Origin of the sequence: Nonomuraea phyllanthi (assembly GCF_006334985.2) — a bacterium.
In the GTDB taxonomy this organism is placed as follows: Bacteria; Actinomycetota; Actinomycetes; order Streptosporangiales; family Streptosporangiaceae; genus Nonomuraea; species Nonomuraea phyllanthi.
Map to the genome: position 1 here is coordinate 348,637 of NZ_VDLX02000001.1, position 12,298 is coordinate 360,934.

Below are 12,298 nucleotides of genomic sequence, written 5' to 3' on the forward strand. Positions count from 1 at the left end.
AAGCCGCACCAGACCTGGATAAGCTCAACGGCCATGGCCGGTCGTCCACTGAATGAAGTCGTCGAAGCCGGATGGGCCCACGCGCTGGAGCCCGTCGCCGAGCGGATCGCCCAGATGGGCGAGTTCCTGCGCAAGGAGATCGCCGAGGGCAGGCAGTACCTGCCGGCCGGCTCGAACGTCCTGCGCGCTTTCAACCAGCCCTTCGACGGCGTCAAGGTGCTGATCGTCGGCCAGGACCCCTACCCCACACCAGGACACCCGGTGGGCCTGTCGTTCTCGGTGGCCCCCGAGGTGCGGCCGCTGCCCGGCAGCCTGGTCAACATCTACAAGGAGATGGAGACCGACCTCGGCCTCCCCCGCCCCTCCAACGGCGACCTGACGCCGTGGGCCGACCAGGGCGTCCTGCTGCTCAACAGGGTCCTCACCGTGATGCCCGGCAAGCCGGCCTCCCACCGGGGCAAGGGCTGGGAGCAGGTCACCGAGCAGGCCATCCGCGCGCTCGTGGCCCGCGACAAGCCGATGGTGGCCATCCTGTGGGGCCGCGACGCGCGCAACCTCGCGCCGATGCTCGGCAACGTGCCCCGCATCGAGTCCGCCCACCCCTCGCCCCTGTCCGCCCGCAGCGGATTCTTCGGCTCCCGACCCTTCAGCAGGGCCAACGAGCTGCTCATCCAGCAAGGCGCCGCCCCCGTCGAGTGGAAGCTGCCCTAGAGTCGTCGCCATGAGTGATGAACCGAAGTTCCTGCGCCTCACGGTCGAGCTGACCGTCGAGGTGCTCGACGTGGACGCGCTGCAGGCGGCGGCGCTGGCCGAGATCAGGCACCCCGACGCCGACCTCACCGAGGAGGAGCGCACCGAGCAGGCCGAGCTGGTCGTCTCCGACGAGTCGGGCGCCTCGGCGCTGCAGTGGCTGATCGAGCCCGACCACGTGCTGCAGCTCGTCGACCACATCACCGAGATCGAGCCGCGCGAGGCGATGCTCGGGGTGGAGCCGTCGGAGGGGCCGAGCGACGAAGAGGAAGAAGAGCACGACCACGTGTGACGTACGCGGCGGCCACGGCGTTGGCAGGCGTCGTGGCACTTCGCGTGCCGGCGCCTGCCCGGCACCCGGGGCGGCACGGACCCCGGGGCGGCACGGACCTCGCCCCGATCCGCCGGACGGTGCCTCGCTAAGATCGACGGTGACGAACCGGACAGGACCCGGCTGAACGAGCTCGACTGGCCGGGCCGGTCGCAAGGGAGCGAGGCAAGGCATGATCGTCGCATTCTCCATCACCCCGCTGGGCGTCGGCGAAGGGGTCGCCGAGCCCGTCGCCCGCGCCGTCAAGGTGGTCCGCGACAGCGGGCTGCCCAACCGCACGGACGCGATGTTCACCACGATCGAGGGCGAGTGGGACGAGGTCATGGCCGTGATCAAGCGCGCCGTCGACGCCGTGGCCGAGGTCGCGCCCCGGGTCAGCCTGGTGCTCAAGGCCGACCTGCGCGAGGGCGTCACTGACGGCATGACCAGCAAGGTCGAGTCCCTGGAACGCCACCTCTCCTGACCCTCACCCTCTCAAGGGGCCGCCCGGCCCTCTGTCCGCAATCGCGATATGTCTTGACCAGCTCTCGTTACGCGACATATCGTGTCTCCCGTCGGAAGACGCGATAGTACGCGTTCCTGGGAGGGGAAGAGCATGGACGAAGAGCGAGTGCCCGTCCTCGTGGTGGGCGGTGGGTACGCGGGTCTGAGCGCGGCGACGCTCCTGGCGTGGCGCGACGTCCCGGTGATGCTCGTGGAGAAGCACGCGAGCACCTCGATCCAGCCCAAGGCGTTCGGCGTCGGGCCGCGAGCCGTCGAGCTGCTGCGCCCCGTGGCCGGCCTGGAGCAGGCGCTCGCCGACATCTGGGCGGGCATCGGCGAGAACATGCGCATCGCCATCGCCAAGAGCCTCTCCGACCCGAACCCCAATATGATCATCAGTGACGAGGTCGAGGAGCTGGCCTTCCTGACCGACATCACGCCCGCCGCGCACGTGGGGGCGCCGCAGGCCGAGATCGAGCGCCTGCTGCGGCACAAGGCCGAGGAGCTCGGCGCCGACCTGCGGTTCTCCACCGAGCTCGTCTCGCTCGACCAGGACCAGGATGGCGTGACCGCGCTCATCCGCGACGCGAGCGGCGACCGCATCGTGCGGGCCGACTACCTGGTGGCCGCCGACGGATACCGCAGCCCGCTGCGCGCTCTCCTGAACGTGCCCACGTCCGGCAAGGGCGAGCTGGGGCGGACCTGCTCCATCATGTTCGACGCCGACCTGACCGGGCTGGTACGCGAGCGCGAGGTCACGCTCTGGTACCTGCAGAACGACGTCTTCACCGGCGTGATCGTGACCGGCACCGGGGTGGGCTCACACGTGCTGGGCGTCAACCTCTCCGGCTCCGAGACCCTGGCCGACTTCACCGAGGAGCGCTGCGCGGACCTGGTGCGTGTCGCGACCGGCCGGCCCGACCTGGACGTGCGGGTGCTGGACACGACGTCGTTCGCCATGGCGCACGTACTGGCTGACACGTACCGCGTGGGGCGGGTGTTCTTCGCCGGCGACGCGGCCCACACCATGCCGCCCACCGGCGGGCAGGGCGGCAGCACGGCGCTCCAGGACGGCTGCGACCTCGCCTGGCGGCTCTGGCTCGTCATCACGGGGCAGGCGGGGCCCGCGTTCCTCGACACGTACGACGCCGAACGCCGCCCCATCGGCGCGCTCACGGCCGACGCCCAGCTCGCCAACCTCGGCGTACGCATGCCTCCGGCGGCCCGCGTCGGCTACCCGGAGCCGCTCGACGACCCCGTGGGCGCCCTCATCGGCTTCCGCTACCACTCGACGGCCATCCTGGACGAACCCGGCGACGACGGCTCGATCCTGGAGGATCCCCGCGTGCCCGACGGCCGCCCCGGCAGCCGCGCCCCGCACGTGGTGCTCGACTGGGAGGGGCAGCGCATCTCGACCATCGACCTGTTCGGCTCCGGCTTCGTCCTGCTGGCCGACAGGGAGGGCGGCCAGGCCTGGACGGACGCCGGGCGCGTGGTCAAGGAACGGCTCGGGCTCCTGCTCACGCGGGTGGTGGTGGACGAGGAACTGATGGATGTGGAGGGGCGCTTCAGGGAGCGGTACGGCGTCAGCGGGGGCGGCGCCGTACTGGTCCGGCCGGACGGCTACGTGGCCTGGCGCTCCCCCCACCCCGACCCGGACCCGCTCGCGACCCTGGAGGACGTCCTACGCCGGCTCCTCAACCGCCAGGTGCCCGCCCTCACCGGCCCCGGCCTGAGCCCGGACGGCAGGGCCGCGACGGGATGACGCGCCCTTCTTCGGGGACACGCACCGGCGACCTTTGGGGACACGCACCGGAGACGCCCGAAACGCTCCTCTCGTCCGCCCGCCCCGCTCCCATCGGGGCGGCCGAGCACCCTCACGCATGCCCAGCAGCCGCCACCATGGGGGCGGTGGCGGCTCAGCCGAGAAGTACTTCCTCCCGACGGGCTCGCAGCCGGCGGCGCAGCCGTCCCAGCTCACGGCAGCGCTCCTCCAGGCGCTCCACCACCCCGCGGACGGCGCCCGCCTCCTGGACAGCGCCGTCCATCGTCATCCCCAGCGCCTCCACCGTCCTGACGAACTCCCCCACCGCGCCCTGACCGCGCAGCGCCGCGCGCCCGGCTGACCGGGCGCGTTCCCAGGCGGGTAGCTCGACCTCCAGCTCGGCCAGCAGCCGGGCGATCTCCAGCAGCTCAGCGCCCCGGGGGTCGGCCGACGACGCCAGCCGCCGCTCCTCGCGTGCCAGCAACTCCTCGTACAGATCGCGCGCCGGCCCCACCTTGGCGAGTTCCTCGTCCAAGGTCGCCAGCACGGCCCTGTACGAGCCGAGCCTCGTCTCCTCGACGGCCACCTGTTCCTGATCCCACACCGCGGCCGCGTCGAGTTTCCGCCGCGCCTCGCACACCAGGCCGGCGATGGCCGCGCGACGCCGGTGCAGCTTCTCCCATCTGTGCGCCCGCTGACGGGCCGTTCGCAGATCTTCGTCGATCATCTCAAACGGGGTCACGCCACTTGGACGGACAGACACCTCATTTCGGTTCAAGACAATCATCCCTTTTTTATGACAAACCCCATCACATTGGTCACACAAGTCACGTGAGCCCCTCGCCGTGACCAAGAGGGCCTCCCGGTGACGCTGTTCGTCCCGCGCTCAGTGGTCGCGGTCATGGCGAGCGCCCGAGCCTGCCGAAGATCCGGCTCAGCAGGCCACCGCTCGTGCCCGCCGCCCGTTCCGACGCGCGCACCGCGGCGAAGCCGTACCCGGTCATGCGCTGTTCGTAGGCGCCGACCGCGCTGACGAGCGGCGTGCCCGCCGTCACGGCGTCGTGCAGCGAACGGCTCAGCACCGCCGCGTCCAGCAGCGCGCAGTTGGCCCCCGAACCCTGGGCCGGGCTCATCGCGTGAACGGCGTCGCCCAGCACGGTGACGTTGGACGGCTCCCATGGCGCGAGGGGAATGGAGCTCCGGATCGGGACGCGGAACGTCTGATCGACCTCGGCGGCGGCCACGAGCGCCACGAGGTCGGGGTGCCAGGTGGCGATGTGCCCCGTCACCCGCTGGTGCAGCTCGGCGGCCGACAGGTCGGCGTCGATGCCGGGCAGGTCGCGTACGCGTACGGTCAGCGCCCACATCACGAAGTCGCCGGACCAGCGCAGGCGCAGCCCCGGCCAGAGCCTGGCCGCCGCGTCCGCCGGATCCTCGCGCAGCCGTACCAGCCCCAGCGCCAGGCCGGTCCGGCCCGAGCGCACCGACATGAAGCCCTCGTGCAGCCGGGAGGGCAGCAGGCCGGCGATCCGCTCGTCGAGCAGGGTCTTGCCGTAGACGCACCTGATGCCCGAATCCTTGGTGCGCGCGTGCGGCAGCAGTTGGCTCCGCACCCGCGACCCGATGCCGTCGGCGCCTACCAGCAGGTCGCCGGCGACACTGCTGCCGTCTGCGAACCAGGCGCGCACCCGGTCGCCCTCGTGCTCGTAGCGGGCGAACTCGGCGCCGTAGCGGACCACACCGTCGAGCCCGGCCAGAAGCACCTGGCGCAGCACCATCCGGTCGACCGAGGCGCTGAAGGTCGCGGGGTCGCCCCCCGCGGACACGTCACCGAACTCGACGGCGTGCAGCTCCCGCAGGCGCTCGTCGACAATGGTCACGCGCCTGCTGGGCAGCCCGGCGGTGGCGGTGAACAGCTCGTACAGGCGGGGCGGCAGGCACGCGTGCAGCGCGCCCGCGCCCCGCGAGTCGAGGTGGATGCGGTAACCCTGCGGCCGGTGGTCGAATGAGGGATCGCGCTCGTGGACCGTCACTCCGAACCCGGCCTCACGCAGGCCGTGAGCCGCGCACAGCCCGCCCAGGCCACCCCCGACGATCACGACCTGCAGCGGTTCCGGCATCGGCACGCACTCCTGTCAGGGCTTCCGGGATCTGCGCCCGCTCCTGTCGGCACTTCCGGGATCTGCACCCGCTCCTGTCGGCACTTCCGGGATCTGCACCCGCTCCTGTCAGTGGCGGCGGCTGCGGATTCGCGCGACGGCATGCCGATCGTAACCGCGCTCCCCATGAATGCCACAGGCCTCACGCCGCGATGCCCGGAGGGCTGGTGGAGGGCAGGGGCCGGGGTGAAGGGGGCGGGCTGGTTTCCGGGTGGCAGTCGACCAAGGTCAGAGGCGGGTGGACGGCGGTCCGGGTGGCGCAGAGCCAGTCGTTCAGGGTGCCGGGGAAGCCGGACGGCGGGCCGACCTTGAGGCAGGTGATCTGCCCCGTGCCAGGAGTGGGGCCGATCCTGAGGCGGCGGATGGTGCCGGTGCGGCCCAGCTCGCCCAGCTCCCCGTCGTACGGCGTCAGCTGGACGCCGAAGGGGAGGCCGCCGTCCGGCTGGTCGGAGGCGCGGATCTGGAGATGGTCGTCGAGCCCGCGCTCGGTGGCCCGCGGGTGGTCGGCGAGGTAGGCCAGATGGTCGCCCACCAGCCGGTGGGCCACCGTGCGCAGGAGGTGGGTCGCGCACCGGTTGTGGGCGCACGCGGCGCCGTCCAGGGTGATCTCGGGGAGGGCGAAGCGGCGCAGCCCTCGGGACGTCACGCGCAGGCAGTCGCACCCGCCCGTTTCAGCCGGGTCCCAGGGCGGGCAGGTGGCGGCGTCGTGGACCTGGACGTCCCAGGACAGCCAGTCGTCGCCGAGGCTGAAGGCCGGAGGCTCGCCCGCGCAGCGGCCGCAGGTGAGGAGGGTCGAGCCCGTCAGGGGGTCGATCAGCAGGCCGTCGCACTCGCGGGCCAGCGAGCGGGCGGCCGCCCGCGCGGCCTGGACGCCGGCCGGGAGCTTGTGCGGAGGGGCGGCCGTGGAGACGACCACGTGTTGCGTAGTACGCCGCAGGCGGCGCCTTTCGTCGTCCGTGAGGTTGACGGCCGTCGGTCTCCATGGTGTCCGGTGGTGGGTCACCTTCAGGGTGCCGGCGGTCATGGCGCCGATCGTGGCCCGCCTGTGCGGGCCCCTGACGCGCCAGGGCAGGAACGACTCGACGTCGAACGGCAGGTGCTCCATGGCGATGACGAAGAGGGAGGTCAGCATGCCTGGCAGCGGAAGGGTGATCTTCATCGGTGTGCCTCCGTGCGGTGCGGGAGAGTGTCGGATCGGTGAGGCACTCAGGATCATCGGTGATCGGGAGGAGGCGAGGTGAGGTAGAGCGCGGTTCTGTGGAGAACGCTTCAAGCTGTGCCGTCACCTGTGGATAAGTCCCGTCGTCTTACTCGTGCCCGACGCCGTCGAACTCGCGTTCCCGCCGCTCCCCTCGCGCACCCGCCGCTCCCCTCGCCCTCCCGCAAGGCGGGACGAATCCCGTCGTGCAGCACGCCCGACGTCAGCACCTTGGCCGGCCTGGTTGGTCCCACGGCTCCAGATCGCCTCCGCGCGTGCGCCGTCGCCAGTTCGCCGATGCCGATGTCGCTGGAAATGCGGCGGCGGAGCCGGTCAGCAGGGCGCAGACGGTGATGGCCGTGACGGTCAGCAGCCGTCGCGTGGAGGAGGACATGGTTCTTCCCGGATGGCGTGTCAGCTGTTGGCGGCGTCGAAGAAGGCGTGGAGGTGGCCGTTGACGGCGTCGATGAACCGGTGGATGAGATGGGCGTGGTTCACGGGTCGTCCCTCGTCAGTGCTGGACGGTGACGACGATCTTGCCGACCTGGGTGTTGGACTCCATGTAGCGGTGGGCCTCGACGATGTCGGTCAGGTCGAAGGTGCGGTCGATGACCGGGGCGAGCGCTCCGGCGCGCAGGCCGTCGGTGATGAACGCTTCGGCCCGGCGGAGGCGTTCGGCGTCGGCGAAGAGGTGGAAGACGGCGTAGCCATAGACGTTGATCGGCCACCACATCGGCAGCGGGGTGGGCCGTCCGTCCAGGGAGCCGTAGACGATCAGCATGCCGTCCGGGGTCACGGCTCGCGCCAGGTCGGGCAGGCCAGGGCCGGCGACGCCATCGAAGACCAGCCGCGCGCCGCGGCCCCCGGTGAGGGCGTGCACCTGCTTGACCACGTCGTCGTCCGCGGTGATGACGTGCGCGGCACCCGCGGCCAGCAGCCGGTCGGCCTTGGCGCCGGTCCTGGTCACCGCGATGGGCGTGGCGCCCAGGTGGGCGGCGATCTGGACGGCGGCCATGCCGACGCCGCTGGAGGCGGCCGTGACGACCACGTCATCGCCGGGCCGCAGCCCGCCGACCTCGACCAGAGCGCCGTAGGAGGTGAACGCGGCCGCCCACACGGCCGCACCGGTCACCGCGTCCATGTGTTCCGGGCGGCGGATCAGCCGCTCGGCCGCCACGACGGCCCGGTCGGCGTAGATGCCGTGGACGGACATCCCCTCGTCGTTCGGCTTGGCCACGATGCTGACCGCGTCTCCGGCGGCGTAGCCCGTCACGCCCGGTCCAACGGCCTCCACCACGCCGGCGGCCTCGGTGCCCAGGCGCGAGCCGGGCAGGATTGCGTCGTAGTAGTACCGGCCGGTGCGCAGGAACACCTCGCCCCGGTTGAGGCCGAACGCGTCTATGCGCACCCGCACCTGGCCGGGGCCTGGCTCACCGATGTCGACTTCGGCGAGATGGAGCACCTCGGGACCGCCGAGCTCGTCGAACAGGACTGTCCTGACTTTCATCACGAACCCTTCTCTCTGTCACGCGCTCCGTTCTAAATCAGAACGGCGTTCAAAGTTTGTGCGCCGTACTCTAACGTAGCGGTGTAAGCTGTCAAGCGTGCAGGAGCAGACAGTGGGCCGCCGGGCACGGCTGCGAGCGCAGACCACCGCGGAGATCAAGGCCATCGCACTCAAGCACCTGCGCGAAGGCGGCCCCGACGCCGTCTCGCTGCGGGCGATCGGCCGCGAGATGGGCATGAGCGGCAGCGCCATCTACAGCTACTTCGAGACCCGCGACGCGTTGATCACAAACTTGATCAACGACATCTACACGTCGCTGCTGGACCAGGTGGAGACCGCCCGCGACGCCGTCGCCCCCGACGACGTCGCGGGCCGCATCCTGGCCTGGGGGCAGGCCGTACGCCTCTGGGCGCTGGCCAACCCCGAAGGCTTCCGGCTCATCTACGGCGATCCCGTCGCCGGCTATCACGCGCCGGCCGGCGGACCGGCCCCCGAGGCCGCCAAACGTGCCTGCCTGGGACTCACCGAACTGGCCGCCGCCGCCTGGCCGCATGCGAAAGCCACCCAGGTATTCACCGAGCACCGGTGGTCGGACTTCTCACCCGGCCTGGCCGGCACCATCCGGGAACACTTCCCCGACCTGCCCCCGGCCGCCGTCGCCCTCGCACTTCGCATGTGGGGCCGCATGCACGGCCTGATCTCCCTGGAGGTCTACGGCCATCTCGGCACGCAGACCGGTGATCCCGCCAAGCTCTACCACACCGAGCTGCTCGACCTGCTCAGATCTCTGGGGCTCGACGTGGGGACGCTGCGATCCTCCACCTGAGCTCTTGGACGATGTGCCGCAGAAGGAACCGGCGCGGGCCACGGACAGCGCCCGGTTGTCCGTGACACTGCTGCCCATGACCTGCGGCAATGAAGGCGGGCCGTTACGTGAGCGGCCCTGTCGTCCTCGGCCGCGGCAAGCAGGACGTCCGGCGGAGGACCTGGATCTGAGTGATCAGCTCGGCTCCGGCTCGCCCGGTTGCCCGCGACTTCCAGACGAGCGCCGCCGGTAGGCGGCGACCTTGTGACGACTCAGGCAGGTCGACGAGCAGAAACGCCGGCGACCAGCTGGAGAGACATCGGCGTACACATCGACGCACTTCGCGGCCTCACACGTGCCGAGGCGGGCCTGCTCATGGTTCATGAGCCACTCCAGCAGGCATGTGGCCAGTGCCGCGGGGAGAACCTCGCCCGGCGCGTCGACGGTCCAGCGCAGGCCCGATTCGGTCGCGACGGGTGAGGGACGGGCGGATCGCAGGAGGGCGTTCAGCTCCTCGAACGCGCGCCCGTCGGGCGCCGAGGAGAACACCCGGTAAGCCGCGTTCGCCGCCGCGACAAGGTCACCGGCCGCGAGGACGGGCAGCCGGCCGGACCACGTCAGGACCTCGGCCGCATCGGGGTACGGCATCTCCTGCTCGCCCGCGACCGCACGCGGGCGATCGGCGTACTCGTTGACGAACTCGACCACGCGGCTCACGTCAAGCGCTGGGACGGCAAGCACGCGGACAGTGTAACCCGAGATGGTCGTTATTCGGGTTACCTCTTTAGTAACCTCTAGAGCTGTGTCTATAGGTTACATATCGATCGACCTCGGTGTCCTGCCCGCCTTCATCGCCGCCGTCATCGTCCTGCTGCTCGTGCCAGGGCCTGACATGGCCTTCATGGTCGCCGCGGGATTGAGGAACGGCCGGAGCGGCGCGACCCGAGCCGCCTTGGGCGTCACCACGGGCGTCAGCGTCTACGTCGTTCTCACGGCCCTCGGCCTCGGCGTGTTCCTCGCCGCCGCACCAGCTGTCGCCGACGCGATCCGGATGGGTGGCGCCGCGTATCTTCTGTATCTCGCATGGGTGACCTGGAGGTCCAGCGGTTCGCCGCTGGAGCCGTCCACCGCCCGGTCCGCGGACATGTTCCGGCGCGGGTTCATAGTGAACATCTCCAATCCCAAGATCATGCTTTTCTTCACGGCGTTCCTGCCGCAGTTCCTCGGCGACGCCGCCGGCAACCCTGTCCTGCAGCTCCTCATGCTGGGCTTGATCCTGCAGATCCTGGGACTTCTCGCGGATCTCGGAATCGGATATGCCGCAGGCGCGATACGTGACCGCCTGCTGCAACGCACCAGGGTCCGGATGATCCTGGAGCGGCTCGCGGCAACCGTCTATGGCGCGCTGGCGACCGCCCTGCTGGCCGACACCATCCAGTGAGGCGACGCCGTAACTGCCGTTCCGCGGCCTCACGTCAACCGCATCGCCGCCTGCGCAGCCGGCGCCGCGACACCACGCGGCGGGACCGGGCGACGACGCGTCAGTCGCCGATCTCGCCCAGGACCGCTGCTGACAGCACGTCGAGTCCGACGCCCCCGACGTCGAGAGCGCGGCGGTGGAAGCTCTTCAGGTCGAAAGCATCGCCCTCGCGAGCCCTGACCTCGTCCCGCAGGCGCAGCCAGACACGCTCGCCCAGCTTGTACGAGGCTGCCTGCCCGGGCAGGCCCAGGTATCGATCGACCTCATAGCGCAGCCGGCTCTCGGTTTTCGTGGTGTGCGCCGCCAGCAGCCGCAGGGCCTTGTCATATGTCCAGGGGCCGCTGTCCTGGTCCGGCGGGTCGAAGCCGCAGTGCATGCCGATGTCGATGACCACCCGTGCGGCACGGAAGGCCTGGCTGCCGAGCATTCCGAGGTAGTCGCCCGGATCGTCGAGGAAGCCCAGCTCGGCCATGAGTTGCTCGGCGTACAGTGCCCACCCCTCGCCGTGTCCGCTGACCCAGGATGCCAGCCGCCGCCAGCGGTTGAGCACCTCGCGCCGGTAGACGGTCTGGCCGATCTGCAGATGGTGCCCCGGGACGCCCTCGTGGTAGACGGTACTGAGTTCCCGCCAGGTCGAGAACTCGTTCACGCCTGGGGGGACCGACCACCACATGCGGCCGGGGCGGCTGAAGTCGTCGCTGGGATTGGTGTAGTAGATGCCTCCGCCGGCCGGGGCGATCCTGCACTCCAGCACGCGTACGGGCTCGGGGATGTCGAACTGGGTGCCCCCGAGCGCCGCGATGGCGCTGTCGGCCTTGTCCTGCATCCACGCCTGCAGGGCGTCGACGCCTGACAGCCTGCGCGCGGGGTCGGCGGTCAGATGGTCCATCGCCTCGCGAACGGACGAGCCCGGCTTGACGCGCGCCGCGGTCGCCCGCATCTGGGCGGCGATGCGGCTCAACTCGTGCTGGCCCCAGGCGTATGCTTCGGCCAGATCGACCGAGGTGCCGAGGTAGGACCGGGCGAACAGGGCGTATCGCTCCGGGCCGACCGCGTCCTCCGTGGCTGCCTGGGGGAACAGTTCGTCGCCGAGGAACGCGGCGAGCCTGTCGTAGGCGTCGCCCGCTTCGCGGGCCGCGTGTTCCACATCGTTGCGCAGGGCGGGAGGCAGCGAGCCGTCATGGGGCGAGGCGTCGCGGGCAAGGGTCGCGAAGAAGCCGTCACCGCCGGTGTTGGCCCGGCATTGCCCGATCGCGGCCTCCACCTGGCGCCGTGGGCTCACGTGGGCTCGTGCGGCCGCGTATCTCAGGGAGGCGATGTAGCCGGCGATCGCGTCCGGCACCCGGCGGAGCCTGCTCGCCACGGCCGCCCAGTCGTCCGCCGTCGCGGTGGGCATGAGGTCGAACACCTGCCGGATGGTCTGCACCGGGGATTCGATGTTGTTGAGGCGCGACTCCTCGGCGCCGGTCGCCCGGATCGCCTCGGCGATTCCGAGCTGGTCACGGGCCGCCGCCGCCGTCACCCGGTCGACGGCGTCCTCGGGCTGGGCCTCGGACAGTGCGGCGAGGGTTCTGCGCCGCAGGGCTGAGATCTCCGCGAGCGCGTCGGGGGACAGATCCGGCAGTTCGGTGTCGTGACCGGCGATGCCCAGCGTGGTCGCCATGATCGGATCAAGGGCGGCGTGGTCGTCCAGATGGCGATCCATGATCGTGTCGATCACCGTGACAGGACGTCGATTGTCGGCTGTCATTTCCTCCACCCTTCCAAGGGCATGGTCGCCGGCCAATCCGGGTACGCCGGCGAGACGGTGGTGCGGCGAA

The 12,298-nt window shown here is 70.8% G+C and carries 12 protein-coding genes; 6 read left to right on the top strand and 6 right to left on the bottom strand.

Annotated elements, in window-relative coordinates; genetic code table 11:
- Positions 1–33 precede the first annotated feature (33 nt).
- The 4 genes from FH608_RS01635 to FH608_RS01650 all read left to right on the top strand — a co-directional run bounded on the left by FH608_RS01635 (position 34) and on the right by FH608_RS01650 (position 3,329).
- Positions 34–711: a uracil-DNA glycosylase gene (locus tag FH608_RS01635; protein ID WP_139627974.1), complete on the top strand. Its 678-nt coding sequence runs from the start codon at positions 34–36 to the stop codon at positions 709–711.
- A gap of 10 nt (positions 712–721) precedes the next feature.
- Positions 722–1,042, top strand: a complete 321-nt coding sequence (locus FH608_RS01640; RefSeq protein ID WP_139627975.1) for a hypothetical protein — start codon at positions 722–724, stop codon at positions 1,040–1,042.
- A gap of 211 nt (positions 1,043–1,253) precedes the next feature.
- The gene (locus FH608_RS01645; protein ID WP_139627976.1) at positions 1,254–1,544 is read left to right on the top strand and encodes an MTH1187 family thiamine-binding protein; all 291 of its coding nucleotides are present in this window, start codon (positions 1,254–1,256) and stop codon (positions 1,542–1,544) included.
- A gap of 132 nt (positions 1,545–1,676) precedes the next feature.
- Positions 1,677–3,329 (top strand): FAD-dependent monooxygenase, encoded by a 1,653-nt coding sequence (locus FH608_RS01650; protein WP_139627977.1) that lies wholly within the window; start codon positions 1,677–1,679, stop codon positions 3,327–3,329.
- A gap of 154 nt (positions 3,330–3,483) precedes the next feature.
- Here the strand turns inward: FH608_RS01650 and FH608_RS01655 are convergent, their stop codons facing one another.
- From FH608_RS01655 to FH608_RS01670, 4 genes are all read right to left on the bottom strand, one after another.
- The gene (locus tag FH608_RS01655) at positions 3,484–4,056 is read right to left on the bottom strand and encodes a hypothetical protein (protein WP_139627978.1); all 573 of its coding nucleotides are present in this window, start codon (positions 4,054–4,056) and stop codon (positions 3,484–3,486) included.
- Between the two features lie 172 nt (positions 4,057–4,228).
- Complete coding sequence (locus FH608_RS01660; RefSeq protein WP_139627979.1) at positions 4,229–5,449, bottom strand: FAD-dependent oxidoreductase; 1,221 nt, start codon at positions 5,447–5,449, stop codon at positions 4,229–4,231.
- Between the two features lie 181 nt (positions 5,450–5,630).
- The gene (locus tag FH608_RS01665) at positions 5,631–6,647 is read right to left on the bottom strand and encodes a hypothetical protein (protein ID WP_139627980.1); all 1,017 of its coding nucleotides are present in this window, start codon (positions 6,645–6,647) and stop codon (positions 5,631–5,633) included.
- Positions 6,648–7,197: 550 nt separating this feature from the next.
- Positions 7,198–8,193, bottom strand: a complete 996-nt coding sequence (locus tag FH608_RS01670; protein WP_139627981.1) for a zinc-dependent alcohol dehydrogenase family protein — start codon at positions 8,191–8,193, stop codon at positions 7,198–7,200.
- A 97-nt stretch (positions 8,194–8,290) separates the two neighbouring features.
- Here FH608_RS01670 and FH608_RS01675 point away from each other — a divergent pair, with 97 nt between their 5' ends.
- Positions 8,291–9,019 (top strand): TetR/AcrR family transcriptional regulator, encoded by a 729-nt coding sequence (locus tag FH608_RS01675; RefSeq protein WP_226898861.1) that lies wholly within the window; start codon positions 8,291–8,293, stop codon positions 9,017–9,019.
- A 174-nt stretch (positions 9,020–9,193) separates the two neighbouring features.
- Here FH608_RS01675 and FH608_RS01680 read toward each other — a convergent pair whose 3' ends face one another.
- A complete protein-coding gene (locus FH608_RS01680) occupies positions 9,194–9,706 on the bottom strand; it encodes a CGNR zinc finger domain-containing protein (RefSeq protein WP_139627982.1) in 513 nt (170 codons plus the stop codon).
- A gap of 52 nt (positions 9,707–9,758) precedes the next feature.
- On the opposite strand from FH608_RS01680, the gene FH608_RS01685 reads away from it, so the two are divergent.
- Positions 9,759–10,439: a LysE family translocator gene (locus tag FH608_RS01685; RefSeq protein ID WP_139627983.1), complete on the top strand. Its 681-nt coding sequence runs from the start codon at positions 9,759–9,761 to the stop codon at positions 10,437–10,439.
- 100 nt (positions 10,440–10,539) lie between these two features.
- On the opposite strand, the gene FH608_RS01690 is transcribed toward FH608_RS01685, so the two are convergent.
- On the bottom strand, positions 10,540–12,228 hold the full coding sequence (locus FH608_RS01690; RefSeq protein ID WP_139627984.1) for a DUF885 domain-containing protein: 1,689 nt from the start codon (positions 12,226–12,228) through the stop codon (positions 10,540–10,542).
- Between the last annotated feature and the right edge of the window lie 70 nt (positions 12,229–12,298).